The sequence below is a fragment of the Nocardia bovistercoris genome (assembly GCF_015674855.1).
In the GTDB taxonomy this organism is placed as follows: Bacteria; Actinomycetota; Actinomycetes; order Mycobacteriales; family Mycobacteriaceae; genus Nocardia; species Nocardia bovistercoris.
The window spans coordinates 259,833-286,456 of record NZ_JADMLG010000012.1 but is presented as its reverse complement, the minus strand read 5'-3'; the positions used below and the strand labels follow the sequence as shown (position 1 = coordinate 286,456).

The 26,624-nt window shown below is 69.3% G+C and carries 20 protein-coding genes; 12 read left to right on the top strand and 8 right to left on the bottom strand.

What is annotated here, in order from left to right:
* The first annotated feature begins 239 nt into the window (after window positions 1-239).
* Complete coding sequence (locus IT779_RS26920) at window positions 240-2,114, top strand: ABC transporter ATP-binding protein/permease (RefSeq protein ID WP_196152212.1); 1,875 nt, start codon at window positions 240-242, stop codon at window positions 2,112-2,114.
* A 151-nt stretch (window positions 2,115-2,265) separates the two neighbouring features.
* Here the strand turns inward: IT779_RS26920 and IT779_RS26915 are convergent, their stop codons facing one another.
* Together IT779_RS26915 and IT779_RS26910 are read right to left on the bottom strand one after the other, a co-directional pair.
* Window positions 2,266-3,252 carry a HAMP domain-containing sensor histidine kinase gene (locus IT779_RS26915; protein ID WP_196152248.1) on the bottom strand — a complete coding sequence of 329 codons (987 nt, stop codon included), beginning with the start codon at window positions 3,250-3,252 and terminating at the stop codon, window positions 2,266-2,268.
* A gap of 110 nt (window positions 3,253-3,362) precedes the next feature.
* On the bottom strand, window positions 3,363-4,061 hold the full coding sequence (locus IT779_RS26910) for a response regulator transcription factor (RefSeq protein ID WP_196152211.1): 699 nt from the start codon (window positions 4,059-4,061) through the stop codon (window positions 3,363-3,365).
* Between the two features lie 393 nt (window positions 4,062-4,454).
* On the opposite strand from IT779_RS26910, the gene IT779_RS26905 reads away from it, so the two are divergent.
* Both IT779_RS26905 and IT779_RS26900 read left to right on the top strand, forming a co-directional pair.
* Window positions 4,455-5,765, top strand: a complete 1,311-nt coding sequence (locus IT779_RS26905) for a bifunctional o-acetylhomoserine/o-acetylserine sulfhydrylase (protein WP_196152210.1) — start codon at window positions 4,455-4,457, stop codon at window positions 5,763-5,765.
* A 174-nt stretch (window positions 5,766-5,939) separates the two neighbouring features.
* Window positions 5,940-6,701 carry an SGNH/GDSL hydrolase family protein gene (locus IT779_RS26900; protein WP_332838980.1) on the top strand — a complete coding sequence of 254 codons (762 nt, stop codon included), beginning with the start codon at window positions 5,940-5,942 and terminating at the stop codon, window positions 6,699-6,701.
* Between the two features lie 19 nt (window positions 6,702-6,720).
* Here the strand turns inward: IT779_RS26900 and IT779_RS26895 are convergent, their stop codons facing one another.
* A complete protein-coding gene (locus IT779_RS26895; protein WP_196152209.1) occupies window positions 6,721-7,368 on the bottom strand; it encodes a TetR family transcriptional regulator in 648 nt (215 codons plus the stop codon).
* Between the two features lie 241 nt (window positions 7,369-7,609).
* Here IT779_RS26895 and IT779_RS26890 point away from each other — a divergent pair, with 241 nt between their 5' ends.
* Window positions 7,610-8,245, top strand: a complete 636-nt coding sequence (locus tag IT779_RS26890; RefSeq protein ID WP_196152208.1) for a TetR/AcrR family transcriptional regulator — start codon at window positions 7,610-7,612, stop codon at window positions 8,243-8,245.
* Window positions 8,246-8,249: 4 nt separating this feature from the next.
* Here the strand turns inward: IT779_RS26890 and IT779_RS26885 are convergent, their stop codons facing one another.
* On the bottom strand, window positions 8,250-8,612 hold the full coding sequence (locus IT779_RS26885; protein ID WP_196152207.1) for a hypothetical protein: 363 nt from the start codon (window positions 8,610-8,612) through the stop codon (window positions 8,250-8,252).
* A 219-nt stretch (window positions 8,613-8,831) separates the two neighbouring features.
* Between IT779_RS26885 and IT779_RS26880 the strand changes: the two genes are divergently transcribed.
* Genes IT779_RS26880 through IT779_RS26865 form a run of 4 tightly spaced genes read left to right on the top strand, consistent with a single transcriptional unit; the run spans window position 8,832 to window position 14,245 of the window.
* Window positions 8,832-9,266, top strand: coding sequence for a DUF7144 family membrane protein (locus IT779_RS26880; protein ID WP_332838979.1), 435 nt, complete (start codon window positions 8,832-8,834; stop codon window positions 9,264-9,266).
* Between the two features lie 59 nt (window positions 9,267-9,325).
* Window positions 9,326-10,126 carry a polyphosphate kinase 2 gene (gene ppk2, locus IT779_RS26875; protein WP_232542142.1) on the top strand — a complete coding sequence of 267 codons (801 nt, stop codon included), beginning with the start codon at window positions 9,326-9,328 and terminating at the stop codon, window positions 10,124-10,126.
* Between the two features lie 31 nt (window positions 10,127-10,157).
* On the top strand, window positions 10,158-12,929 hold the full coding sequence (locus tag IT779_RS26870; RefSeq protein ID WP_196152206.1) for a cation-translocating P-type ATPase: 2,772 nt from the start codon (window positions 10,158-10,160) through the stop codon (window positions 12,927-12,929).
* Window positions 12,926-14,245 carry a diacylglycerol/lipid kinase family protein gene (locus tag IT779_RS26865; RefSeq protein ID WP_196152205.1) on the top strand — a complete coding sequence of 440 codons (1,320 nt, stop codon included), beginning with the start codon at window positions 12,926-12,928 and terminating at the stop codon, window positions 14,243-14,245. Before IT779_RS26870 ends, IT779_RS26865 begins: the two co-directional genes overlap by 4 nt.
* A 7-nt stretch (window positions 14,246-14,252) precedes the next feature.
* Here IT779_RS26865 and IT779_RS26860 read toward each other — a convergent pair whose 3' ends face one another.
* Window positions 14,253-14,858, bottom strand: a complete 606-nt coding sequence (locus tag IT779_RS26860) for a TetR/AcrR family transcriptional regulator (RefSeq protein ID WP_196152204.1) — start codon at window positions 14,856-14,858, stop codon at window positions 14,253-14,255.
* A gap of 362 nt (window positions 14,859-15,220) precedes the next feature.
* Between IT779_RS26860 and IT779_RS26855 the strand changes: the two genes are divergently transcribed.
* The 3 genes from IT779_RS26855 to IT779_RS26845 all read left to right on the top strand — a co-directional run bounded on the left by IT779_RS26855 (window position 15,221) and on the right by IT779_RS26845 (window position 19,196).
* Window positions 15,221-16,942, top strand: a complete 1,722-nt coding sequence (locus tag IT779_RS26855; RefSeq protein ID WP_196152203.1) for a class I adenylate-forming enzyme family protein — start codon at window positions 15,221-15,223, stop codon at window positions 16,940-16,942.
* Window positions 16,943-17,060: 118 nt separating this feature from the next.
* Complete coding sequence (locus IT779_RS26850; RefSeq protein ID WP_196152202.1) at window positions 17,061-18,188, top strand: NDMA-dependent alcohol dehydrogenase; 1,128 nt, start codon at window positions 17,061-17,063, stop codon at window positions 18,186-18,188.
* 150 nt (window positions 18,189-18,338) lie between these two features.
* Window positions 18,339-19,196: an alpha/beta fold hydrolase gene (locus tag IT779_RS26845; protein ID WP_196152201.1), complete on the top strand. Its 858-nt coding sequence runs from the start codon at window positions 18,339-18,341 to the stop codon at window positions 19,194-19,196.
* A gap of 333 nt (window positions 19,197-19,529) precedes the next feature.
* On the opposite strand, the gene IT779_RS26840 is transcribed toward IT779_RS26845, so the two are convergent.
* Window positions 19,530-20,876, bottom strand: coding sequence for a cytochrome P450 (locus IT779_RS26840; protein ID WP_332838978.1), 1,347 nt, complete (start codon window positions 20,874-20,876; stop codon window positions 19,530-19,532).
* Window positions 20,877-21,175: 299 nt separating this feature from the next.
* On the opposite strand from IT779_RS26840, the gene IT779_RS26835 reads away from it, so the two are divergent.
* Complete coding sequence (locus IT779_RS26835) at window positions 21,176-21,940, top strand: TetR/AcrR family transcriptional regulator (RefSeq protein WP_196152200.1); 765 nt, start codon at window positions 21,176-21,178, stop codon at window positions 21,938-21,940.
* A gap of 131 nt (window positions 21,941-22,071) precedes the next feature.
* Here IT779_RS26835 and IT779_RS26830 read toward each other — a convergent pair whose 3' ends face one another.
* Both IT779_RS26830 and IT779_RS38910 read right to left on the bottom strand, forming a co-directional pair.
* A complete protein-coding gene (locus IT779_RS26830) occupies window positions 22,072-24,654 on the bottom strand; it encodes a polynucleotide kinase-phosphatase (protein WP_196152199.1) in 2,583 nt (860 codons plus the stop codon).
* Window positions 24,651-26,570: a 3' terminal RNA ribose 2'-O-methyltransferase Hen1 gene (locus IT779_RS38910; protein WP_196152198.1), complete on the bottom strand. Its 1,920-nt coding sequence runs from the start codon at window positions 26,568-26,570 to the stop codon at window positions 24,651-24,653. Before IT779_RS38910 ends, IT779_RS26830 begins: the two co-directional genes overlap by 4 nt.
* Window positions 26,571-26,624 lie beyond the last annotated feature (54 nt).

The following is a 26,624-nucleotide window of genomic DNA, read 5'->3' as shown; positions in this document are numbered from 1 at the left end:
CCCGCGCGCCCCGTCCGATCGGACATCGTGACCGGTCGGGCGGGCCAATAGCGCGGTTCACGCTGCGGCACGCACCCGGTGGTGATTAAGCTGTTGCGACCGCACGCGGGGGCTCCCACGAGATCTCCTCGAGCGCAGCTCGATTCGACCACCGCTGCGCCGACTTTCCGTCCGCCCGTCGCGTGCTGTCTTTGTGTGTCGGTGGACGGGCGCTGGTCCGTGGGAACGGAGAGAGTTCTGTGGAGACGTCGAGGGACTGGGGCAACGAGTTTTTCGAGTCGGTGAAATGGTTGTCGATCGCCTTCTCGATCAGCGCGGTCCTGTTCGCGGTCGTCGCCGCGCTGCTGCTGTGGACGACCAGCTGGGGACGCCAGTTCTGGCGGGTCAGCGGCGCCTACTTCACCGGCCGCGGCGCATGGCGCACGCTGCTGTTCGTCGCGGTCCTGCTGTTCATGACGGTGTTCGCGGTGCGCATGAACGTGTTGTTCACCTATCAGGGCAACGACATGTACACCGCGTTGGCGGCCGCCGCGGCAGCGTTGGCCAAGGGCGACACCGCCGGACTCGACGCCGCCGAGGCCGCGTTCTGGGATTCGCTGGTGCTCTTCGCGGTCCTTGCCACCATCCACGTGGTGCGCGTGCTGCTCGACTACTACCTCGAGCAGGCCTTCGACATCCGGTGGCGGCTGTGGCTCACCGAGCACGTCACCACCGACTGGCTCGACGGGCGCGCCTTCTACCGCGCCCGCTTCATCGACGACACGATCGACAACCCCGACCAGCGTGTCCAGGAGGACATCACCGGCTTCGTGCAGCAGTCGCGGGTGCTGTCGATGGGCGGCGTGAGCGCCGTGGTGACCGTCGTCTCCTTCACCCAGATCCTGTGGGATCTGTCCGGTCCGATCCCGATCTTCGGCGTCGAGATCCCGCGCGCGATGATGTTCCTTGTCCTGGCCTACGTGCTGGTCACCACGGTGGTCGCGTTCTGGCTCGGCCGACCGCTGATCCGCCTGAACTTCCTCTACGAACGCGTCACCGCCAACTTCCGCTACGCGCTGGTGCGCCTGCGCGACAGCGCCGAGAACGTGGCGTTCTACCGCGGCGAGGGCGTGGAGCGGCGCGGGCTGCTCGGCCGGTTCGCGGCGGTGATCAGCGTGTACTGGCAGGTCGTGTATCGGACGCTGAAGTTCAGCGGCTGGAACCTCTCGGTCAACCAGACCGCGGTGGTGTTCCCGCTCATCCTGCAGGCGCCGCGCTTCTTCGACGGCTCGGTCACCCTCGGCGGCGTGCAGCAGACCGCGAGTTCGTTCAGTGCCATCCACGATTCGCTGTCGTTCTTCCGCGAGGCCTACGACGACTTCGCCGCCTACCGCGCCGCCCTCATCCGTCTCGACGGCATGCGCGCGGCCAGCGCCGAGTCGCGTGAGCTGCCCGAGATCACGGTGTCCGATCTCGCGGACGCGGTCGAGCTGACCGGCATCGATGTGCGCAAGCCGGACGGCACGGTGCTCATCGAGCAGCTCGGGCTTCGGCTGTCCAGCGGCGACGCGCTCGTGGTGAAGGGTTCCTCCGGCAGCGGCAAGACCACCCTGCTGCGTTCACTGGCCCAGATGTGGCCGTACGGCGCGGGCGAGCTCGGCACGCCGGCGGGCGATGGCACCCTCTTCCTGTCCCAGATCCCCTACCTGCCGCTCGGCGACCTACGCACCGTCGTCTGCTATCCGGCGCACCCCGATGAATTCTCCGACGACGACCTGCGCGATGCGCTCACCAAGGTGCACCTCGCCCACCTGGTCGACCGCTTGGACGAGGAATCGGATTGGGCCAAGATCCTGTCCCCCGGTGAGCAGCAGCGCATCGCCTTCGCCCGCATCCTGCTCAACCGGCCGAAGGTCGTCTTCCTTGACGAAGCGACCTCCGCCGTGGACGAGGGCCTGGAATTCGCCCTCTACAACCTGATCCGCACCGAGCGCCCCGACACCATCCTGGTCAGCGTCGCGCACCGCAGCACCGTCGACCGCCACCACACCCAGCGTCTCGAACTCGAGGGCAACGGTCCGTGGCGGCTCGAGCCGGTCGCCGCGAGCGGCGGGCCGGAGCTGTCGAAGGGCTGAGGCGCGACCACCTCCACCGCGGCGACATACCTGTGGTCTGCTTCGGCGGCCGGCAGATGGTCGACGCCGACGGGACCCCGCTGGACTCGGGACATATCGCCGTCGACCCCGCCGCTGCCGTGCACTTGGCGATGCGCGGCGCAAGCTGAGCTCAGTCGACGGGCAGCGCAAGGCGGATGCGGGAACCGGGGTCGGCGACCGCGATGGTGCCGCCGTGCAGTTCCACGATCCATCGGGCGATGGCGAGGCCGAGGCCGGTGCCGCCGCCGTCGGTGCGGCCGCCTCGGGTGAAGCGGTCGAAGACCCGCGCGCGTTCGGCGCGCGGGATTCCGGGGCCCTGGTCCTCGACCTCGATCACCACGCGGCCGTGTTCGGGGAAGGCGGCCACCCTGACCTCACCGTTGGCCGGGCCGTGGCGACAGGCGTTGTCGAGCAGGTTGATCAGCACTTGATGCAAACGTGCACGGTCCGCGTGCACGCAGAGGTCGCTTGGATGCACGGACGTGCTGAAACGCACGCCTCGGCCCAAGGCCGCCGTCGTCACCTCCGCCTCGGCCGTGACCTCGGCCAACAGCGGGGTCAGCGCGATATTCTCGCGATCCAGCGGGATCGCGCCCGCCTCGATGCTCGACAGGTCGAGCAGTTCGGAGACGAGCAGGCCGAGGCGTTCGGTTTGGGCGAGGGCGGTGCGCAAGGTCTGCGGATCGGGTTCGGATACGCCGTCGACCAGGTTCTCCAGGACGGCGTTGAGGGCCGTGATGGGGGTGCGCAACTCGTGCGACACGTTCGCGATCAGGTCGCGGCGCTGCCGGTCGGCGGCCGCCAGATCCGCCGCCATCTGATTGAACGCTTCGGCCAGTTGCCCGACCTCGTCGCGGGAGCTGGCCCGCACGCGGCGCGTGTAGTCGCCGTACGCCATCCGCTTGGCCGCCGCGGTCATCTCGCGCAGCGGCCTGGTGATGCCGTGTGCGAGGAACTGCGAGGTCACCAGGGCGATCACCACGGCGGCGATGGTGGTCCTCGGCGGCAGCCAGCCGATCTGGAAGCGGAAGAAACCGAACGCGACCCCGCCCGAGACCAGCATGAGGATCGCGAGTTTCAGTTTGATCGAGCGCACCGGGTCGAGCGGGCGCGGCATGAGGCGCGCGGGCACGTCGCCGAACGCCCTGATCTCGCGCGGAATCCATCGCGACAGTCCCGCGGACTCATTCACCAGCGAGACCGGCTGCTCTTCCGTCGACCCTCTGGTCACGGTCCCTCCAGCGCGTAGCCGACACCGTGCACGGTGCGGATCAGATCGGCGCCCAGTTTGCGGCGCAACGCCTTGATGTGGCTGTCCACGGCCCTGGTGCCGGAGGCGTCGGCCCAGTCCCAGACCTCCTCGAGCAGTCGTTCGCGGGCGTGCACGACCCTCGGCCTGCGCGCCAGCCGCGCGAGCACCGCGAATTCCAGCGGCGTGAGCTGGGCTTCGTGCTCCGCGCGCCACACCCGGCGCTGGTCGACATCGATGCGAAGGTCCCCGACGACGATGGTCGCACCGTCCCGATCGGCGGCCCGGTCCACTCGCCGCAGCAGCGCGTGCACGCGGGCGGCGAGCACCCGCATCGAGAACGGTTTGGTGAGGTAGTCGTCGGCGCCGACGCCGAGACCGACGAGCTGATCGGTCTCGTCGGTGCGCGCGGTGAGCATGAGGACGGCGACGGCGCGGTCGGCCTGGATGCGGCGGCACACCTCGAGTCCGTCGAAGCCGGGCAGCATCACGTCGAGCACCACGAGGTCGGGTTCTTTGGCGCGGGCCGCGGCCACCGCGGCGGGCCCGTCGTGGGCGAGGTCGACGGTGAACCCCTCCGCGCGCAGGCGGGCGGCGATCGATTCCGCGATGGTGACTTCGTCGTCGACCACCAGGATGCGCCGCGCCTGCCCGTGCGCCGGTGCGCTGTGTTCCATGGTTCGAACCTAACCATCGGCTGTGCGGTAGGCCCGCGCGTCGTGTGGAGATTTCGTGAGCAAGCCCCTCCTCCGCTCACTGCCTTCTGTCCTCTTCCGATTCCGAAAGCCGTAAACTCATGTTTAGATCGCTATATCTCTATAGCGGTATGGCTAGGAATCCCGAGCGGCTCGGTGAAATCGACAGGTCCGCACCTCCTACCCGGCCACCCGCCGGTTATCGCCATGACCACTGAACAGTCTTCGGCTCCGCAACCCTCCGAACAGCGCGATCACCTCATGTCACCGGCGTGTTCCACTCCCCCACCGGCGGATCGGAAACCCCCGGCTACCGTTGCGCTCGAGGCGAACGAAACCGTCGCGGAAAACGACCGGCATTCCTACCCTTCGGGCATGACCACCGAGAGCGCGCCCGAAGATCCCACCGCCACCTGGAGTTTCGAGACCAAGCAGATCCACGTCGGCCAGCTGCCCGACGGCGCGACCAACGCGCGCGCCCTGCCGATCTACCAGACCACCTCCTACGCCTTCCGCGACACCGACCACGCGGCGGCGCTGTTCGGCCTGGCCGAGCCCGGCAATATCTACACCCGCATCATGAATCCGACCCAGGACGCGGTCGAGCAGCGCATCGCCGCACTCGAAGGCGGTGTCGCCGCGCTGCTCGTCGCTTCGGGGCAGGCCGCCGAGACCTTCGCGATCCTGAACATCGCGGGCGCGGGTGATCACATCGTCACCAGCCCTCGGCTCTACGGCGGCACCTACAACCTGTTCCGCTACACGCTGCCCAAGCTCGGCATCGAGGTGAGCTTCGTCGAGGATCCCGACGACCTCGAGCAGTGGCGCGCGGCGATCCGGCCCGACACCAAGGCGTTCTACGGCGAGACGATCTCCAATCCGCAGAACCACATCCTCGACCTGCCCGGCATCGGCGAGGTCGCGCACGGCGCGGGCATCCCGTTCATCGTGGACAACACCGTCGCCACCCCTTACCTGATCCAGCCCCTGCGCCACGGCGCCGATATCGTCGTGCACTCGGCGACCAAGTACCTGGGCGGGCACGGCACGGCCATCGCGGGCGTGATCGTCGACGGCGGCGGATTCGATTGGCGTTCGGGACGTTTCCCCGGTTTCACCGAACCCGACCCCAGCTACCACGGCGCGGTCTTCGCCGATCTCGGCGCGCCCGCCTACGCCCTCAAGGCGCGCGTGCAGTTGCTGCGCGACCTGGGTTCGGCGGTCTCACCGTTCAACGCGTTCCTGATCAGCCAGGGCCTCGAGACGCTGAGCCTGCGCATCGAACGCCACGTCGAGAACGCTGCCGCGGTGGCGAACTTCCTCACCGAACAGTCCAACGTGACCTCGGTGTCCTACGCGGGACTGCCCTCCTCCCCCTGGTACGAGCGCGCCAAGGCGTTGGCGCCCAAGGGCGCGGGCGCGGTGATCGGGTTCGAACTCGCGGGCGGCGTCGACGCGGGCAAGCGGTTCGTGGAGGCGCTGACCCTGCACAGCCATGTCGCCAATATCGGCGACGTCCGCTCGTTGGTCATCCACCCGGCTTCGACCACGCACTCCCAGCTGACCCCCGAGGAGCAGCTCGGCGCGGGCGTGACCCCCGGACTCGTGCGCCTCGCGGTCGGTATCGAGGGGATCGAGGACATCCTGGCCGACCTGCGCGCGGGACTGGCCGCCGCTCGAGGCTGACATCACGACCCGACTCGCGTCGGCCGCGCGAAACCGACCGCCGGGTTCACCATCCCGCCGGTCGGTTTCGCCGCCATACGATGGAGTCGCGTCGCGGGGCAGGATGCGACGACGGCCGACGGGGCCGCGGCGGACTCGTCACGCCGGGAGCGTCGACCCGCTGGAGCGAATGTGGTGCCCGATCTCGGTCCGATCAGACCCTTCACCCGCTATGTCGCGCTCGGCGACAGCCGCACCGTCGGGGTCGGCGATCCCGACGGCGCGGGCGGATATCGCGGGTGGGCCGACCGCTTCGCCGAACTGCTCGGCGCGCTGCATCCCGAGGTGCGCTACGCCAATCTCGCGGTCCGCGACCACCGCGTCGCCGCCATCCGATCCGAACAGGTGGACGCGGCTCTGGCGCATCGCCCCGACCTGGTCACCGTGCTGGCGGGGATGAACGATATCGTCCGGCCGCGCTGGAACCGCGCGGCGCTGGCGGCCGACCTCGATGTGGTGTTCGGTCGGCTCATCGGGTCCAGCGCCACCGTCGTGTCGTTCACCGTGCCCGATATCGGCGCGATCGCACCGATGGCCCGGCCGCTGTCCACGCGCATCTACGCGTTCAACGACGAGATGCGGGAACTTGCGGACGAACACGGTGTCGTGCTGATCGACATCGAATCCGTCGAGGCCATCGACGATCCGGCGGTGTGGGCCGAAGATCGGTTGCATCTCGATCCGCTCGGACACGATCTGCTCGCTCGCGCGGTCGCCGACACGCTGCGCCTGCCCGGCGCCGACGACTCGTGGCGCGACCGGCTGCCCGGCCCCGGCGATACCGCGCGCGGCGGCGAACTGCGCTGGGCCGCACGGCATCTGCTGCCCCGATTCGGCCGCGCCGCCCGCGACGGCGCCGAGGCCAAACGTCCCGACCTGCTTCCGGTCTTCCCGTGATCGGTTCGGGCGCAGGGGATCACGGCACGAACGGCGAATGGAACGAGGGGCTGATCCCGAAGACGTGCGCGTCGTCGGGCGAGGCGCGCGGCGCACGGACGGTGAGCGGTTCGTTGTTGCCGGTCAGGCGAACGACGATCCGTTCGAGCGCGGGCAGGATCTCGGTGCTGTCGAGGTCGCCGTCGGCGCAGCGGCCGATGAGCGCGTAGATCATATTGGTCATCACCAGGCCGATATCGGCGGCGTAGTCTTCGGGCACGCCCGCGAACATGTCGGCGAGGACCGGCAGCACCGCCGCGAAGCCTTGGGTGTCGAGTCGCCTGCCGCCGGGGCCGGATCTGGCGCGGAAGTAGGGCCGCACCATGCGCGGGTTGCGCTCCCACGGTTCGAATACGTGCCGCAGCACTCGCATCAGACCCTCCGCCAAGCTCTCCTGCGGCGGTGACGGCGCGAGTTCGCGATACATGGTCGAGGCGACCCACTCGCTCATCGCGGCGAGTATGAGTTCGTCGCGGGTGCGGTGGTGGCGGTAGATGGTGCTCAGGGAGACCTGCGCGCGCCGCGCCACGTCGCGCAGTTGCACCGCGTCGTAGCCGTCGGACTCGAGCAGCGCCAGTACGGCCTCGGTGATCCTGCGCGCCGCGTCACCGTCCCGTTTGCCGATCATTCGCACACAGTAACTCCGTTACCACCGGCCCGTGTCATGATCATTTCGATTGGCCGGATCCCCGTGCTCGGCTGCGCGCCGCCGCGGATCCGACCCCGAGCGGTCACTTTGTCTCGGACATTCCGCCCCATTCGCGCGGCGCCGATTACTCCCTACACGACAGTCGTATCCGCGCAATCGGCTCGATCGCCGAATTGTGGATGTGCACAATGGGACCCATGCATCCGACAGGAAATCGCCGATGCCGTCGCTGACGAGAGTCACGGTGAGCCGCCGCAGCCACTCCGACGAACGCCGCAACGAGTTCGAAGAACAGGTCCTCCAGGCATTGGAAGGGCTCATGGCGGACGGGACGCCCTACACCGAACTCGCCGTGCAGCGCATCGCCTCCGCGTCCAAGGTCGCCCGTTCGACGTTCTACCGGCACTTCCCGGACAAGTCGCAGCTGCTCATCCGCATGGCCGACCTGGCGACCAAGGATCTGTTCGACGCGGCCGAGAACTGGTGGCGCGCCGACCACGCCGACGCCGACCGCAGCGTGGTCGAGGCGATGCGCGCGATGATCTCCGGCTTCCGCCGCCACCGCCTGCTGCTGATGGCGCTCACCGAGGTCTCGGCCTACGACCGCGACGTCGGCCGATACTGGCACGCCCGCGTCCAGGCGTTCATGCAGATCGTCTGCGAACGCCTCGCCGCCGAACAGCACGCCGGGCGCATCGACGCCGACCTCGACATCGTGCCAACCGCGATCGTGCTCACCGCCATGGTCGAACGCTCCATCACCGCGGTCTTCGGCGCCGACTCCCCGATCGACGACGAACAACTCGCGAAGGCACTCGGCCGCGCCATCCTGCTCGTCACCTACGGCAGGAACTGACGCCTTATTCGACCGCGCCGCCTTCGAGTCCGGTCAACAGCACTCGGACGGCGACACGGCCCGCCTCGTCGCGGGTGGCGACCGCGTGACCGACTCGCTCCATCCCGTTCAGGCGCAGGGTGAGTGGTCCGCCCTCGCCGAGGAAGTTGCGCCACCAGGTCTTGCGGTCGGGCAGGGCGACCCGGATCGTGACCTCGTCACCGGATCGGCTGTAGGAGACCGGGGTTCGGATGGTACGGCCGGAACGGCGTCCGACGTAGCGGATCTCGGTCATGCCTCGGCCGAGCAGCGATCCGATGCCCGGTGCGTCGAGCAGGGCGAGGACTCCGGTGTTCACCGCGCGGGTGATCCGTCCGAACACAGGCATCGACTCCTTCGGTCGGTTGACGGGGCTCTCGGAAAGGTCCGCCACGACGGTAGCGCACGCGCTCGCACGGCACACCCGAGGACGGCGGGTCTCCGGTGCGGTGTCGGGGCGGTCCCGAATCCCGTTTCACCCGGAACAGGTGAGGTCCGCGGCGTGCGGGCGCGACGACAATCGACCGGTCCGGTCCGATTTCGTCAGGGATTTCGACAGGAGCCGACCATGGCCGACCATCGCGCGGCGTCGGGTGTGCGCACCCCGCCGCCCACCGAACCGTTCCAGACCCAAGGCGTCGCGACCGGCATCTCGGTCACCGCGGCGATCCTGCTGCTCGTGCTCGCCGCGGTCTCGATCCTCGAAGGGGTCTCCGCGATCGGCAAGGACGAGATCTACGTCACGGGTGTGTCCTACATCTACGAATTCGACACCACCACCTGGGGCTGGATCCACCTCGTCCTCGGCGTGATCGGCGTGATCTGCGCCCTCGGCCTGATGTTCGGCACCACATGGGGCCGCTACGCCGCCGTCGGCATCGCCGCGCTGGTGATCGTCGCGAACTTCCTCTCGCTGCCCTACTACCCCGCGTGGTCGCTGCTGATCATCGCCCTGAGCGTGGTGGTCATCTGGGCCGTGACCACCTGGCATCCGGCGCGCTGAACCGCTGTCGAAGGAGCATCGTGGGCAAGCGACACCACCCGCCGTCGGATTCCGGTGAACTGCTGAATCCAACTGCCGCGCAGCCGAGTTCGCCGATGAAGAACAAGGAGTACAGCAAGCTGCTGCGGCCGCTGCACGCCGAACTCGTCGCGTTGCAGGAGTGGGTCAAGTCCAGCGGCGCGCGGATCTGCGTGGTGTTCGAGGGACGCGACACCGCGGGCAAGGGCGGGGTGATCAAGGCGATCACCGCGCGGGTCAGCCCGCGCGTGTTCCGGGTGGTGGCGCTGCCCGCGCCGAGCGACCGCGAGAAGACGCAGATGTACATCCAGCGCTACCTGCCGCATCTGCCCGCGGCGGGTGAGATCGTGATCTTCGACCGCAGTTGGTACAACCGCGCGGGCGTGGAACGGGTGATGGGGTTCTGCACCGACGAGGAGGCGCGGCGCTTCCTGGAACTCATCCCTTCGGTGGAACGCGCCATCGTCGACTCGGGCGTCCTCATGTTCAAGTACTGGCTCGAGGTCAGCGAGGAACAGCAGACGCTACGCCTACAGAGCCGCATCGACGATCCGCGCAAGTACTGGAAGCTGTCGGATCTGGATCTGGCCAGCTACAGCCGCTGGTACGACTACGCGCGCGCCCGCGACGAGATGTTCCACTACACCGACACCGGCTGGGCGCCCTGGTTCGTGGTCGACAACGACGACAAGAAGCGCGGCAGGCTCGGCATCATCTCGCATCTGCTGGACCGCATTCCGTATGAGCCGCTGCCCGCGCGCGACATCACCCTGCCCGAACGGCAGGACCCCGACGGCTATCGGGCCCCGATGCAGCCACTCCATTGGGTACCGACCCCCTGAGGCGAGTACCCGTCGGGAAAGGACGACGACCATGACCTCCCTGCGTGACGCCCCGACGGACTGGTACGCCCGCGAACCCGATGCCGTGCTGTCCGACCTCGGCTCGGACCCGAGCGCGGGCCTGCCCGCCGGGGAGGTCGACGAACGCCGAGAGCGCTACGGGGCCAACGCGATCGCCTCGGAACCGGCGCCGTCGCTGTGGTCGATCGCGTTGCGGCAACTGCGGGATCCGATGAATCTGATGCTGATCGCGGTCGCCGTGGTCAGCGTCGTGATCGCCGAGATACCGACCGCGATCGTGGTCGGCGCGCTGGTGGTGCTGAACGTGGTGCTCGGCACCCGCCAGGAAGCCGAGGCGCGGGCCAGCGTCGACGCGCTGGCCAAGATGCAGACCCCGCAGGCGCGGGTGATCCGCGATGGCACGCTCGTGCAGCTCGACGCCACCGCGCTGGTGCCGGGCGATATCGTCCAACTGGAGGCGGGCGATATCGTGCCCGCCGACGGGCGGCTGCTCACCTCGGCCACCTTGGAGACCCAGGAGGCCGCGCTCACCGGCGAGAGCGCGCCGGTGGCCAAGGATCCGCACGCGCTCGACGGCGCGGACGTGCCGCTCGGCGACCGCGCCGACATGGTCTACCAGAACACCTCGGTAACCCGCGGCACCGCGACCATGGTGGTCACCGCGACCGGCATGGGCACCGAGATGGGCCGCATCGCCTCGATGCTGTCGGCCGTCACCCCCAAGAAGTCGCCGCTGCAACGCGAACTCGACTCGCTCACCAAGGTTCTCGGGCTGATCGCGTGGACCGCGGTGGCGATCATCGTGGTGATCGGCCTGATTCGCGGCCAGGACTGGAAAACCCTACTGCTGCTCGGCATCTCGATGGGAGTCTCGGCGATTCCCACCGGTCTGCCGACCTTCGTGCAGGCCATGCTCGCCTACGGCGCCCGCAGGCTCGCCGACGCGAAGGCGGTGGTGAAGAACCTCACCGACGTCGAAACCCTCGGTGCGACGAGCGCGATCAACTCCGACAAGACCGGCACCCTCACCATGAATCAGATGACCGTGCGGTCACTGTATTTCCACGGGCAGTGGTTCACCGTGGACGGCGAGGGCTACCGCAAGTCGGGGGCGATCACCACGTCCGCGGGCACGCCGACACCGGATTTCACGCTACTCGCCTACGGGCTGTGCCTGGACAGCGACGCCACGGTCGCCGATTCCGGCGAGGTCATCGGCGACCCGACCGAGGCCGCGCTGGTGGTGCTCGCGGCCAAGATCGGCGTCGACGCCCCGCTGACCCGCCGCACCACCCCGCGCATCGCGTCGGTGCCCTTCGACTCGGCCTACAAGTTCATGGCCACCTTCCACCACCTCGACGTCGACGGCCGATCGCACCTGGTCGGGCTGGTGAAGGGCGCACCCGACGTGGTGCTCGGCCGCTGTGCCACCGCATTCCGACCCGGACGGGTCGCGGTGCCGATCGCCGAGGTCGCCGACGAAGTGCTCGAGGCCAACCGGAGCATGTCCGAGCGGGGCCTTCGGGTGCTGGCTTTCGCCGCGCGCATCCTCGACGGGCAGGAGGCCGCGGTGCGCACGGACCCCATGGCCCTGGTGGACGATCTCACCTTCGTCGGCATGGTCGGCATCATCGACCCGCTGCGCCCGGAGGCCGTCGCGGCCGTGCGCACCGCGCGCGAGGCCGGTATCGAGGTCCGCATGATCACCGGCGACCACACCATCACCGCCGCCGCGATCGGCGCCGAGCTCGGACTCGGCCCCGGCGCGGTCGGCGGCGCCGAACTGCAGGCCATGTCCGATGCCGAACTGTCGACGCGACTGCCCGAACTGCATGTCTTCGGCCGGGTGACGCCGCAGGACAAACTGCGCCTCGCCGACCTCATGCAGCGCGAGGGCGCGGTGGTTGCCATGACCGGCGACGCCGTCAACGACGCGGCGGCGCTGAAGAAGGCCGATATCGGCGTCGCGATGGGTTCGGGCAGCGAGGTCACCAAACAGGCGGGCAAGATGGTGCTCACCGACGACAATTTCGGCACCCTCATCACCGCGATCCGGCTCGGGCGCGACATCTACGACAAGATCGTCACCTATATCCGCTACCAGATGGCGAAACTGTTCTCACTGGTGCTGTTGTTCCTGGCCGCAAGCGTTTTCAACATCAACGAGGGCGTCGCGCAGACGCCGTTGCAGGTGTTGTTCCAGCATTTCTTCATCACGCTGTTCCCGGTCGCGGTGATCATGATGGACCCGCCCGCGCCGGGTCTGATGCGCAAACCGCCGCGCGATCCCGCCAAGCCGATCGCCAACCGCTCGGCGTTCACGCAGTGGCTCGCCTACGGCGTCCTGCAGTTCGCGGTCACCCTCGCCGCCATGCTGCTCGCGCCGGGGCAGATGAGCACGACCGCAGCGAACGTGCCCATGACGACGGCCTTCGTCGTGCTGTCCTTCGGTTCCATCCTCGGCGGACTCGCCATGCGCCGCGATCCCGACTCCGGATTCGAGGCGCCCATCCTCGGCGCCTTGAAGATCCTCTCGATTCCGGTCGTGGTCACGGTGTTCGCGGTCGAACTCGGATTCCTGCAGGACCTGCTGATGACGACCTCGCTCACCGGCGGCCAGTGGCTGGCCTGCCTCGGCTGGTCGCTGCTGGTCCCGATCGCGGTGGAGGCGGACAAGGCGGTGCGGCGCAGGCGGCGCGGCGCGCGGACCGCGCCCATACCCGCGCGCGATGCCGTCGACCCGTCCCGCGCGCGCGTGTCGAGCGAAAGCGAACGCGCATGAGCGGGCAGGCGCCGGATCGAACCGGCATGCGGCGGTGGGCGGCGCGGGCGGCGTTCGGGTTCGCGGGCGCGGCGGCGCTCGCCCCGGTGCTGTTCGCGGGACTGCTCGGCACGGTCGGGTTGTTCATCGTCGGCGCGGGCGGCGCGGTGGTGACGGTGGCGGCGCTGTACTGGTTCCTGACCCGGCGCGGTGCCGCGCGCATAGCGGCGCTCGTGCTGGCGCTGCTCGCGCCGCTCGTGGTGTTCGCCCTGTTCGTCCGCGCGAATCTGCTGTGGGTGGTGCTGCTGTCGTGCGGACTCGCGGCGCTGGCGGTGCTGTGCGCGCGCACCGCCCTGCGCGAGGACGAGACCATCGCGATGCCGGAGTATCCGACCGCGCGGCCGCGGCATCCGTTCCTCATCATGAATCCGCATTCCGGGGGCGGCAAGGTCGGCCGGTTCGACCTGCGGCGCAAGGCCGAGGACCGCGGCGCCGAGGTGCTGCTGCTGGAGGGGCCGGGCACCGTCGACGTGGTCGCCGCCGCGCGCGACGCGGTGGCGCGCGGGGCCGACCTGCTCGGGGTGGCGGGCGGCGACGGAACACAGGCGCTGGTCGCGGGGGTCGCCGCCGACAGCGACGTGCCGTTCCTGGTGATCAGCGCGGGCACCCGCAACCATTTCGCCATGGACCTCGGACTCGACCGCGCCGATCCGGCGGCCTCGCTGGACGCGCTCGACGACGGCGTCGAACTGCGGATCGATATCGGGGCCGTCAACGATCGCCCCTTCGTCAACAACGTCTCCTTCGGGGTGTACGCCGAGGTGGTGCGCAGCCCGGCCTATCGCGACGACAAGACCGCGACGGTGCTGGAGATGCTGCCGGATCTGCTCGCGGGCGACAAGGGTTCGCGACTGGTCGCGCATATCGGCGACACCGTGGTGGACGGTCCGCAGGCCGTGCTGGTGAGCAACAATCCCTACGGCAGTGGCGATCTCGCCGGATTGAGCAGGCGCGAACGCCTCGATCGCGGATTGCTCGGCGCGGTAGCGGTGTCGGTCGCCAACGCGCGCGAAGCCTTGGACCTGTTGCGTATCGGGCGTTTTCGGCAACTGGTCCGGCTCGGCGCGGGTGAGGTGGTCGTCGAGGCCGAGGCGAAGGACATCCCGGTCGGCGTCGACGGCGAATCGCTGATGCTCAGCACGCCGGTGCGCTGTGTGATCCGGCCGGGGGCGCTGCGGGTGCGGGTGCCGCGCACCCGGCCGGGGGTGCGGCCGACGGCGCCCGCGATGAATTGGACCCGCTTGCGCGACAAGGCCCGGCGGCCCCGGACCGCATGAGGGGCAGTTAGCGCTCGTCGGTCGGCATCGCCGCGCCGCCCGCGAGCAGCAACTCCGCCATCGAAGTCAGCCGTTCGGCCATCTCCGGGTAGGACGAGTAGTTCATCCCGGCCTGGATCATGGCGCCGCTCACCGCGATGTTGAGCGCGGCGAGCACGGCGTCGGAGCAGGTGTCGCCCGTCGCGGCGCGCAGCCGATCGGTGATCGCGCGGCCGACGCGGTCGCGCAGCCGGGCCACGTCGGGGTCGCGGCTGAGCACCGCCGCCGAGGCCGCCACGCTCAGTTCCGGCTCGGCGGCCATCAGCGTGCCGAGTTCGTCGAAGACCGCGCGCAGCCGTTCCATCGGGGTCGCGCCGACGAGCGGCTGTTCGGCCCACCCTCGGATGCGGCGCCAGTACGCTTCGGCCACCAGATGGTGCTTGGCGGAGAAGTAGCCGTAGGCGGTCGCGTGGGTGAGCCCGGCGCGGCGGCACACCTCGCGCATGGACATCTGGTCGTAGCCGCGTTCCCGCAGCACCTCAAGTCCGGCTTCGAGCAGCCGGTCCGCCGTCTCCGCCGAGCGCCCCGCGATCGCACGACGTCCCGTCACCGCTTCCATCGCCGCCTCCGCCATGCTGTTTACATTAGTAAAGACACCCGGATGGCGCGATGCCCGCGATGGCCGCTCGCGGTGTCGCCGCAACCGGCGGTCCGATAGCTGGACATTCATCTATACATGTGTCCACCTGATGGGTATTGTGCTCTACGTCGCACCTGGACTCCCGTCCCGTTCGGAGTGCGGTGCGACACACGCCCCGTGGCCGCGGCCGCACTGCGCGCGGATCGGAAGCATCGGATTCCACGCCGTCGGGATCGGTCCCGGCGCCCGAGTCGACCGGTCCGCGGGCGCGTGCCGTTGCCGGGCCGCGCGCGCTGACCCGCCTGCGTCCTCGGCGCGCCCATCGACGACGACGTTGAGCAGTGACAGGAGTACCCATGCCCGAGGCCGCCCCGCAGCAGTCCTCCATCATCGAGACCTTCCGGGCCATCGAAGCCGAGCTCACCGCCGCGGGTGCGCCGTTCGAGACGACCGAGGTCGAGATCGACGGCCACCGGGTGCTCACCTACCGGAACGCGGGCGCCACCTTCCACGAATCCGTCGCCGACCTCGCGACACGGTTCGCCGACAACGTCCTGACCGTGGACGACGAAACCAGGACCTACGCCGACATCTTCGCCCGCGCCGCTCGGTTCGCGGGCGCGTTGCGCGAGCGCTACGGGATCGCGGTCGGCGACCGGGTCGGGGTCATGATGGCCAACCAGTCGTCGTATCTGGTGGCGTTGCTCGCGATCACCAGGATCGGCGCGGTCGCGGTGCTCTACAACAGCCGCTCCAGCGCCACCGAGATCGCGGCGGCCTTCGAAGACGTCCCGTCCACCGTCGTCATCGCGGACCCGCCGCGGATCGAGCTCCTGCGCACTGTCGACCACGCCGCCACCCTGGTGTCGACCGACCGGATCGACGCGGAGCTGCCGACGGTCGATTCCCTGATCGCCGAAACCGACACCGACGGTCCCGTGGTCGAGGCGCCCGCCGACGCGCCGTGCCTGATCCTGTTCACCTCCGGCACCTCGGGGCGCGCCAAAGGCGTGCAATTGACCCACCGCAACCTGGTCAACGTCGTGCTCAACATGAGATTCGTCGTCGAGTGCAATCTGCGGATCGCCGCGCACCGCTACGGCATCGCCGTCGACGACATCCGCGCGCTGATGCCGCCCACCTCGGCGCTGCTGATCTTCCCGCTCTTCCACGTCTCGGGCCTCGCTGGTCTGATCTCGGCACTGAACTCCGGCGGCCGGGTGGCGACGATGCGACGCTGGGACCCCGCGGTCGCCGTCCGCCTGATCCACGAGCACAAGCTGACCCTCATGTCGGGGCCGCCCATGACCGTGGACGAACTGCTCAAGCAACCCGACGCATCGACTCTGCTCGCCTCCCTGGTCAACGTGACCCCGGGCGGACAGGCCACACCGCCCAACCTGACCGCGCACATCTCCGACACCGTGCCGGGCGCCCAACGCAGCAACGGCTGGGGCATGACCGAGACCGCGGGCAGCGTCTGCACCGCGGGCGGCGCCGTGCTCGCGGACTTCCCGAACACCGTCGGACCGGTCAGCCCCACGATGCGAGTCCGCGTCACCGACGCGGCGGGACAAGAGGTCCCGGCGGGGACGCTCGGCGAACTCGAGCTCAGCGGCGGCCTCGTCATGGCCGGTTACATCGACTCCGACGGATCCTTGACCGACGACCACCGCCCCTGGTTGTCGACCGGCGACCTCGGCTACGTCGACGAACACGGACTGATCTACCTGGTGGACCGCAGCAAGGACATCGTCATCTGCGCGGGCGAGAACATCGCGTGCAGCGAGGTCGAAGCGGCACTCATGGTGGGCGACGCGTTCACCGAGGTCGCCGCGTTCGGGGTGCCCGACGAACGACTCGGCGAGAAACTCGTCGTCGCGGTCACCGTCGACGGCGACCGAACCCTCGACGCCGACGACGTCCGCGACCTCGCGCGCGAGACACTGCCGCCACACAAGATTCCCGCCGAAGTCCGCTTCGACATGAGCCCGCTGCCGCGCAACGCCACCGGCAAACTCGTCAAACGCGAACTGCGCGCACGCTATCTCGCGCAGTCGACGGCGACGGCGGATTGATCATGCTCGCGGATCGACCTATGGCTGTCCACTCGCACAGCCGAAACCCGGCCGCGCTCAGCGGCAGCTCCGTATCCACGGCCGCCACGGCCCCTTCGCGCAGGAAGTAGACACGTCGATGAAGACAAAAGGCGCGCTCATCTGGGAGTTCGACCAGCCGTGGGCGATCGAGGAGATCGAGATCGGCGATCCGCGCCGCCACGAGGTGAAGGTGCGGATGGAAGCGGCGGGCATGTGCCACTCCGACCACCATCTCGCCACCGGCGGCATTCCCATGATGGGCTTCCCGGTGCTCGGCGGGCACGAAGGCTCGGGCGTCGTCGTCGAACTCGGCCCCGACGTGGAGGATCTCGCGGTCGGCGACCACGTGGTGCTCTCGTTCATCCCGTCCTGCGGTAAATGCCCGTCGTGTCAGGTCGGGCTGCGCAACCTGTGCGACCTCGGCGCGCTACTGCTCGGCGGCGCCGCGGTGAGCGACGGCACGCACCGCGTCACCGCGCGCGGACAGGACGCCTACCCGATGTCGCTGCTCGGCACCTTCGCCCCCTACGCGGTCGTGCACCAGACCTCGGTGGTCAAGATCGACCCCGACATCCCGTTCGAGGTCGCTTGCCTGGTCGGCTGCGGCGTCACCACCGGCTACGGCTCGGCCACCCGCGCCGCCGACATCCGCCCGGGCGAGGATGTCGCGATCATCGGCATCGGCGGGCTCGGCGTCGCCGCGCTCCAGGGCGCGGTGCACTGCGGCGCAAGGTACATCTTCGCCGTCGACCCGGTCGAGTGGAAACGCGAGCAGGCGTTGAAATTCGGCGCGACGCATGCCTACGCGAGCGTCGAGGAAGCCACCGCCGCGTGCGCGGAGATCACCGCGGGCGGCATGGCGAAGAAGGTCGTCGTCACCGTCGGCGAGTCGCACGGCACCGATATCGACACCTGGCTCGGCATCACCGCGAAGGCGGGGACCTGTGTGGTCACCGCGATGGGCCCGCTCGCCGAGAACGCGGCGACGCTGAACCTGTCCATGCTGACCCTGTTGCAGAAACGCTTGCAGGGCACCATCTTCGGTGGCGGCAACCCGCACTACGACATCCCCCACCTGCTGTCGATGTACAAGGTGGGCCGGTTGAACCTCGACGACATGGTCACTCGCACCTACCGTCTCGACCAGATCAACGACGGCTACCGGGACATGCTGGAAGGGCGCAATATTCGCGGCGTCATCCGCTTCACCGACGAAGACCACTGACCAGCGCCGCACCCGCGGACCGACGTGCGCGTACCCGGCATCGCAGACCCGAACTTCTCGACACGAACTCGATCCACGACGAATCCGACGCTGCCACAACTACTCTCGCAGACCCAGGCGGGAGTTGCCGAGCCACAACGGAGCTACCACATGACTGTCGGCACACCAGAATCGACCGTTCCGATCGGCGACCTGACCTTCGAGGTCAGGACCGAGGGAAGCGGCGACGGACCCATCGCGGTTCTCCTGCACGGATTCCCGCAGAGTTCGGCCTCCTGGATACCGCTGAGCGCGCTGCTGGCCGCCGAAGGGGTGCGCACCTACGCCCCCGACCAGCGCGGCTACTCCCCCGGCGCGTGCCCCGCCGACCCCGCGGCCTACTCCCTGTCCGCCCTCACCGACGACGTGTCGCGCCTGTGCGACGCGATCGGGGCCGATTCGGTGCACCTGGTCGGGCACGACTGGGGTGCGATCGTCGCGTGGAGTCTCGCGGCGCGGGAACCGGATCGGGTCCGTTCGCTGACCGCGGTGTCGGTCCCCCACCCCGCCGGATTCGCGCACGCCATCGAATCCGATCCCACGCAACGCGAGACCTCGCAATACATGTCGACCCTGGAAGCCGCGGGCACCGAAGACCTGTTGCTCGCCGACGACGCCGCCGCACTGCGCATCGGCTTCGGCGCCGACGTCGCCCCCGAACTCGCCGACCACCACGTCCGGGTGCTTTCCCGCCCCGGGGCGATGACGGCCGCGCTCAACTGGTACCGCACGGCCCGCCCCGACTGGGCGACGGTCCCGCCGGTCCGCGTCCCGACCACCTACCTATGGGGCAGCGCCGATATGGCGATCGCGCACTCGGCGGCACTGACCTGCGAACCCTACGTCGAAGCCGACTTCACCTTCGTGGCATTGGACGGCATCGGCCACTGGGTCCCCGAGCAGGCCCCCGAAGCCCTGGCCGCCCACGTGCTTGCCCGAATCGAGGGCGGGGCCCGAATCGCCGACTGACACTCGAACCTTTCGGCCGCCTGCGAGACGAACTGTTCATGCCTCGCCCGCCGGCGTTCGAACCGGAGGAGGGTTCGCGCCGACGGACAAGATGCGACATGTGCGGCGCTGAACGATGCCACCATTCCACGGTAGAGCGAAACCACTGGGTTCCGAAAGAGGTGGTTTCGCGGTCTGGTCCGGTCCACAACTCACGCGCTCACCACAGCGTTGCCCACCACAATCCTCGCAGGCGCAACCACCGAACCGAGGTTCGTTCAGCGGATGTCGCACCGACGGCGTTCGATGGGATCACGTGGTCGATGAAGGTGTCGCCCTCCCGCGAGGAGCGAGTCAGGAGGGGGCGGTGACGGGGGACGCCAACTGTTGGTCCTGGATCATCTTTTCCAGGTTCTCGAGGGTTTCGTCCAAGCCCACGCCGAGGCGGGGGGTGGGGGTGAAGGTGGCGGGGAGTTTGCGCATTCCTTGGATCACGCCGATGGTGTCGTAGTGGACGGCGCCTTCGGGGTCGCACTGGAAGTCGGGCATGCGGTCGAGGACGGCGGTGAGCATGCGTTTGAAGACCAGGCGGGCCACGTTGGAGCCGATGCAGCGGTGGATGCCGAGGCCGAAGCTGAGGTGGCGGTTGGCCTTTCGGTCGAGGCGCACGGTGTCCGGGTCGGGGAAGACGGTGCCGTCGCGGTTGGCCATCGCCCAGGACAGCCACAGTCGCTCGCCTTCCTGGAAACGCTGGCCCGCCACTTCGCAGTCCGCGGAGATCGTGCGGGCGTCGCCGGGGGCGGGGGTGAAATAGCGCAGGAATTCCTCGGTCGCCGAATCCAACAGGTATTCGCGTTCGCTGCTGAGGGTTTCGCGTTCCCCCGGATGCTGCGACAGCCATTCCAGGGAGTGGGCCGTCAGTGCCGTTGTGGTGTCGAAACCACCGCCGATGAGCAGGGCGAGGATGCCGAGCAGGTCGATTTCCTCGGGTTCGACGCCGTCGATGCGCATGCGGACGAGACCGTCGATCAGACCCGGGCGGGGTTCGCGCCGGATCTCCTGGAGGTTCGCGAGCAGGTCGAGGCCCATTTCCAGATTGAGTTGCTGGACCCGAGGGCTGTCGGGCGAATCGGGCGGGGTGTAGACCGAGGCGTGCGCGGGCTCGTTGTAGACGGCCCATTTCCGCAGCGGAATGCCCATCATGGCGAGGGTGAGGACGGCGGGGACGATATTGGCGAGGTCGTCGACGAAGTCGATGCGCCCGGATTCGATCTTCTCGTCGAGGCACGCGCGGATCAGGTCGTCGATGAACGGCAGCCAGCGCTGCACCGCGCGCGGCGACAGATACGGGTTGAGGACGGCGCGGAAGATCCGGTGTTCGGGTTCGTCCATTTCCAGGATCCCGTTGCGCATCGGCATCATCGACTGCCCGCCGGGGATGGTGATGCCCTTGTAGCCGCGGCGCTCGTTCTTGTAGTCCCGGTCGTTGGACACGTAGTCGCAGCGTGCGAGCTCGAAGACTTCGCGATTGCCCGCCGCGACCCAGTGACCGTCGTAGGTCTCGGTCCAGGCCAGGGGGCATTGGGCGTGCATGTGTTCGGTGATCTCGCCGAACCGGGTTCGGTATTCGGGGGTGTGGCGGTCGAAATGGAAGGTTTTCGCTTTCCGAACCGATTCGGATGTCGCATGCTCTGCGTTCACTGTTCGCGTCCTCTCGAAGCACCGGGGAGGTCCGTGGAACCATCGGCCCGGCCGCCCCTGATCGCAGGCGCTGCACGGGGATTGCTCACGAATCAGCCCGGCCCGCACCGCGAGTCGTGGTCGGCACGAGGTTACCGTAAGGACTTACCGCAAGACATACAATTCGACGTATCGCGGTCGGTTTTTCCGGCGCGGACCGCTGCGAGCACCGCACCCTATAGGCTGTTTTTCCGGCGCGGACCGCCCCGACCACGCACCCTATAGGCTCTGGCGTCCAGCCCCGTACAGGAAGGGAGTCGGTGAAACGCGAGACGAGCCAGATCCGCACGCCGCGTCGGCAGCGCCGCGAACGCGGCTCGATCAGCGCGCCCGACATCGTGGACGGCGCCTTCGCGCTCGCCGCCGAGATCACCGTGGAGAAGCTGAGCATGCCGCTGCTCGCCCGGCGCCTCGACGTCGGCGTGACCAGCATCTACTGGTATTTCCGCAGCAAGGACGCGCTGCTGGAGGCGATGCGCGAGCGCGCCATCGCCCAGTACGACATCGCACTGCCCTTCACCTCCCGCGGCCCGTGGAACGAACTGCTGCGCGAACACTTCAGAGCGATGCGCACCCTGTTCCAGGACAACCCGGTGCTGTGCGACCTACTCATCGCGAACACCTCGGTCTACGGCGACAATCCGACCAGGGTCGCCAACGAGCGACTCGAAACGGTGGTCACCGAACTCGTCGGCGCGGGCTTCACGCCGCGCGACGCCCTCGACACCTACTTCTCGCTGGCCGCGCACAGCCGCGGTTTCGCGCTACTGGAACGCCAGCAGAACCTCGAAGCCGCCGAGCCACCGGGCGCGGACCGGATCGACCGCGACGTCACGCCGACCCTCGGCGCGATCATAGACGACGGCTACGAGTTCCGCCTGACCCAGGAACGGATCTTCGACCTCGGTCTCGACGCGCTGATCGAGCGCGCCGAAAACGTGCTGCGGCGCACCACGCTGACCGATACCGCGATCCCGAGGACCGCCCCGCACGCGCCGGTGGGACGGCCGGGAACGGACCGCTGACACCTACCGCCCCGCCCGCGCGGGCGGCTGCGGGCGGTGCGGCACGCCGACGCGACGCAGGCTGCTCGGCGGAATGCCGCCCGCATCGCGCGCCGCCTGGCCGACGGGCCCGATCCGACTCGGTTTCGGCGCTACAGGCGCGGGTCAACGGGTTCGGACTCCGAGGCCAAAACCGCGAACACCGCCTCGTGCACTCGCCACAGCGGCTCCCCTGCGGCGAACCGGTCGAGCGCTTCCAGTCCGAGGGCGTATTCGCGCAGCGCCATGGACCGTTTGCGGCCGAGTCCGCGGTGGCGCAACCTACGCAGATTGTCCTCGTGCAGGTATTCGGGACCGTAGATGACGCGCAGGTATTCGGGGCCGCGGCATTTGATTCCCGGCTGCACCGGACGCGCGCCGGGCGCGGGAGCCGGATCGAACGGTTTGACCACCATGCCTTCGCCGCCCGCGGCGGTCAGGTCGGTCCACCACGCGGTCGCGGCGGCGACCTCGGCGGGTGCGCCGGGATCCAGCACCAGGCGGGCGGTGCGGGTCAGCAGGTCGGTATCGGCGGCGACGAGAGCGTCGATCCGGGCGAACTGCCAGTCGTGGTCGCGCATGGCGTGATTCGCACCCGCGCTCGCGAGGATGCGGAAAGGGGCGATGCGCAGGCCGTCGGCGCCGTCGGTCGGGGCGCAGTAGCGGCCGTAGGCGGCGGTGAAGGCGGCCGCGTCGGCGGCGCGCCGCTCGGTGCGCGCCGCGAGGTCGGCGATATCGATGCCGCGCGCGGCGACATCGGCGAGCACCCGGGTAGTCGCGTCGAGCGACGCGCGAGCGGCCGCGCCGACCGCGGCGTAGCGGCCGCGCAGCAGGCCGATGGCCTTGGCCGACCACGGCATGAGTTCGGCGTCGAGCAGCACCCAGTCCGATCCGAGGTCGTCGAAGAGCCCGGACCGCTCGGCCGCGGCGCGCAGGCGCGAGAGCAGCGTGTCGGTGGTCGAGGCAGCGTCGAAGAAGGCGCGGCCGGTGCGGGTGAAGATCGCGCCCGCTTCGCCGCCCTCGACGCCGAAGCGGTCCCGAGCGGCCCGCGCGGACCGGGCCAGCACCACCACGGCGCGTGAACCCATGTGCTTCTCCTCGCACACCACCCGCGATACGCCCGCGTCCCGGAAGTACGCGAACGCCTCGGCCGGGTGTTCCAGGTGCCCGTCGAGTTCGGAGGTCGCGCACGGTGACATGGTCGGCGGCAGGTAGACCAGCCAGCGCGGATCCATCGCGAACCGGCTCATCACCTCGAGCGCCGCCGCCGCGTTCTCCTCCCGCACGCTCACGCGGCCGTGGTGGCGGGTCTGCACCACCCGGCGGCCGATCACATCCTCCAAGTCGAGTACGCCGGGATCGCGGCGCACCACGGCGTCACCGGTCGCGATCGTCGTCGCCGCCAACGGGCGCACCGGCTCGTACCAGACCTGTTCGGCGGCGACGGAAACCGGTTCGCGCTCCGGGTAGCGCAGCGCGGTGAGGCTGCCGCCGAACACCACACCGGTGTCGACGCACAGCGTGTCGTTCACCCATCGCAGTTCGGTGACCGGGGTGTGCCCGTAGACGACCGTCGCCCGGCCGCGATACTCCTCGGCCCACGGATACCGCACCGGAAGCCCGTATTCGTCGGTCTCGCCGGTGGTTTCGCCGTACATGGCGAACGCGCGCACGCGGCCCGAGGCGCGGCCGTGGAACTGTTCCTTCAGACCGGCGTGCGCGACCACGAGCCTGCCGCCGTCGAGTACGTAGTGGCTGATCAGCGCGCGACAGAAGGCGAGCGCCGCGGCGCGGAAGTCGGCATCCTCGCCCTCGAGCTGCGCCAGCGATTCGGCCAGGCCGTGCCTCACGTTCGCCTTCTTCCCGTCCAGCGCGCGCACCAGCTTGTTCTCGTGATTGCCGGTGACGCACAACGCCGTTCCGGCCGCCACCATCCCCATGACCAGCCGCAGCACGCCGGGCGTGTCGGGGCCGCGGTCGACCAGATCGCCGACGAAGACCGCGAGGCGGCCGTCGGGGTGGTCGGCGCCGATCGCGCGGCCTCGGTCGTCGCGGGCGATCCGATAGCCGAGGCGGTCGAGCAGGGTCTCGAGTTCGGCGCGGCAGCCGTGCACGTCGCCGACGATGTCGAACGGGCCGGTGAGCTCGCGCCGGTCGTTCCAGGACTTCTCGTCCACGACGACGGCGGCGTCGACGGCTTCGACACCGCGCAGCACGTGCACCTTACGGAAACCCTCGCGGGCCAAACCACGCAGACCGCGTCGCAGTTCGCGCTGCTGGCGGTGCACCACGTGCGCACCGACCTCGGCGCGCTCGGGCCGGGCGGCGTTGCGCCGCAGGCAGATCGCGTCGGGAAGGTCGAGGACGACGGCGACCGGCAGCACATCGTGTGCCTTGGCCAGCGCGACCAGTTCCTGCCGCGCCTTCGGCTGCACATTGGTGGCGTCGACCACGGTGCGCAGTCCGCGCCGCAGCCGGACACCGACGATGTGGTGCAGCAGCGCGAAGGCTTCCGGGGTCGCGGACTGGTCGTTCTCGTCGTCACTGACGATGCCGCGGCAGGTGTCCGAGGACACGATCGCGGTGGCGGGGAAATGCTTGTGCGCGAAGGTCGATTTCCCCGATCCCGTGCAACCGACGAGTACCACCAGCGACAGCGCGGGCACGACGAGTTCGGTGGTGGCGGTGTCGTTCACGCTGCTCCTTCCCGCACCGACGACGTGCCCGCGGCGAAGATCGCCAACTGGCTCGGTGCACCGTGATCGGGGTCGACAACGCCGACCGGTACGACGCGCACCCGGTAGGCGAATCGTGCCGCGACCGTGCCCGCCCATTCCTCGAACTGCGCGCGAGTCCATTCGAAACGGTGGTCGTGATGGCGCATGTCGCCGGGCGCGAGCCCTTCGTAGCGGACATTGGCTTCGGCGTTGGGCGTGGTGACCAGGACCGTCGCCGGTGCGGCCACGCCGAAGACCGCGTGCTCGAGGGCCGGGAGCCGCGGCGGATCGATGTGCTCGATCACCTCCATGAGCACGGCGGCGTCGTATCCGCGCAGGCGCGCGTCGGTGTAGGTGAGCGAGCCGTGCAGCAGCCGCAACCGTCGCGCCACCGGTTCGGGCAGCCGGTCGAGCCGCAGCCTGCGCGCGGCGATCGCCAGCGACCGCGTGGAGACATCGACGCCGACGATTTCGCCGAAAGTCCTGTCCCCGAGCAGTTCACGCAGCAGTGCGCCCTCGCCGCAACCGAGGTCGAGCACCCGCCGCGCACCGTGGGCGCGTAGAGCTTCGAGTACGGCGATGCGACGCGCCTCGGCAAGCGACGGCGCGGGCGGATCGACGGTCGCCGGATCCGATCCGGACTCGCCATCACCGACCACGCCCGGCGGCACAGCGGCGGCAACCGCTGCGCCCGCCGACCGCGCGGACCCGGACTTTCCGTCGCGGCCGAGAGGCGACCGCACGCTCGATGTGTCCTCGGGCTCTGTGGCCCCCTCGAACGGCGCCGCGCCATCAGGCGACGCGGCTGCCTCGAGCGACCCGACTTCCCGCGCCGATGCCGCGCCGTTGTCGCGTGCCGGGTTCTCGAGCGACACCGAGTCTGCACGCGACACCGTCGGGTCGGGTCGAGCGTCGCTGTCGCGCGACTTGCCCCCACGCGATGCCTCGTCCTCGCGCGGCGCGGCGTCCACACGCGGTCCAGCGCCATCGAGCGGTCCGGCGCCATCGAGCAGCGCCGAGCCCTCGATCGACGTGGCGTCATCATGTGCACCGGCGTCATCGAACAACGCCGTGCCATCGGACAGTGTCGAATCCTCGATCGGCGCCGTGTCCTCGACCGCGTCGAGCTGTTCGGGATCCACATCGTCGACCTCGGCGAGCCGGGCGAGTGCGGTGCGCACCAGTTCGTGTCTGCGCGCGAGGTAGCGGCGGGTGATCCAGACGCGCTCCGGGTGCCCGCCGAGCCAGCCCTCGCCCGCGCGGATCAGTTTGTCGACCTCGTCGGCGGCCACCCAGTAGTGCTTGGCGCCGTCGAGTACCGGCAGGAGCACGTAGAGGTGGGAGAGGGCTTCGGCGAGGCGGACGGTGCCGGTGAGGACCAGGTGGACGTAGGGGGAATCGCCCCATTCGGGGAAGGCCGGGTCGAGGGGCAGGGGGGTGGCCGTCACGTTCCAGCCCAGTGGGGCGAAGATCCGGGTCGCGAGTTCCGGGCCGCCGTGGCACGGCGCGGAGGGCAGTTCGATGCGCAGCGGCAGCGGGGTGCGCGCCAGTTCGGGTCGCTGCTCGCAGCGCCCGCGCAGTGCCGTGCGGAAGACCGCGCCCAGCGCCACCGACAGCAACGAGGAAGCCGCGTAGGGACGGTCGTTCACGTACTGGCCGAGGCTGAAATCCGGGGTGCCGCGCGAAGACCCGCGCACCAGGCGCACGGGATCGACCTCCAGGACCAGCGCCGCGGTGCAGCGCTCGTCGGTTGCTTCGGAGTACACGACGTGCGCGGTCCCGAAGGACTGGTCGAACGCCTGCACCCGTTCCGGGCTCTTGTGCAGCAGGTAGCCGAGATCCGTCGCGGGCCGACTCGCCTCCCGCGGCCGGGTGTAGGTGATCGTCAACAGCATGCTGTGATCTTCGCCAATCCGATCGATCGCCCGCAACGAGGTTTTCACCGTATG

Excerpts from the sequence above, each read along its gene's own strand:
- IT779_RS26915 (WP_196152248.1), bottom strand. The coding sequence starts at position 3,252 with ATGCCGCGCCCGCTCGACCCGGTGCGCTCGATCAAACTGAAACTCGCG.
- IT779_RS26910 (WP_196152211.1), bottom strand. The coding sequence starts at position 4,061 with ATGGAACACAGCGCACCGGCGCACGGGCAGGCGCGGCGCATCCTGGTG.
- IT779_RS26905 (WP_196152210.1), top strand. The coding sequence starts at position 4,455 with ATGACCACCGAGAGCGCGCCCGAAGATCCCACCGCCACCTGGAGTTTC.
- IT779_RS26895 (WP_196152209.1), bottom strand. The coding sequence starts at position 7,368 with ATGATCGGCAAACGGGACGGTGACGCGGCGCGCAGGATCACCGAGGCC.
- IT779_RS26890 (WP_196152208.1), top strand. The coding sequence starts at position 7,610 with ATGCCGTCGCTGACGAGAGTCACGGTGAGCCGCCGCAGCCACTCCGAC.
- IT779_RS26885 (WP_196152207.1), bottom strand. The coding sequence starts at position 8,612 with ATGCCTGTGTTCGGACGGATCACCCGCGCGGTGAACACCGGAGTCCTC.
- IT779_RS26880 (WP_332838979.1), top strand. The coding sequence starts at position 8,832 with ATGGCCGACCATCGCGCGGCGTCGGGTGTGCGCACCCCGCCGCCCACC.
- IT779_RS26870 (WP_196152206.1), top strand. The coding sequence starts at position 10,158 with ATGACCTCCCTGCGTGACGCCCCGACGGACTGGTACGCCCGCGAACCC.
- IT779_RS26865 (WP_196152205.1), top strand. The coding sequence starts at position 12,926 with ATGAGCGGGCAGGCGCCGGATCGAACCGGCATGCGGCGGTGGGCGGCG.
- IT779_RS26860 (WP_196152204.1), bottom strand. The coding sequence starts at position 14,858 with ATGGCGGAGGCGGCGATGGAAGCGGTGACGGGACGTCGTGCGATCGCG.
- IT779_RS26855 (WP_196152203.1), top strand. The coding sequence starts at position 15,221 with ATGCCCGAGGCCGCCCCGCAGCAGTCCTCCATCATCGAGACCTTCCGG.
- IT779_RS26850 (WP_196152202.1), top strand. The coding sequence starts at position 17,061 with ATGAAGACAAAAGGCGCGCTCATCTGGGAGTTCGACCAGCCGTGGGCG.
- IT779_RS26845 (WP_196152201.1), top strand. The coding sequence starts at position 18,339 with ATGACTGTCGGCACACCAGAATCGACCGTTCCGATCGGCGACCTGACC.
- IT779_RS38910 (WP_196152198.1), bottom strand. The coding sequence starts at position 26,570 with ATGCTGTTGACGATCACCTACACCCGGCCGCGGGAGGCGAGTCGGCCC.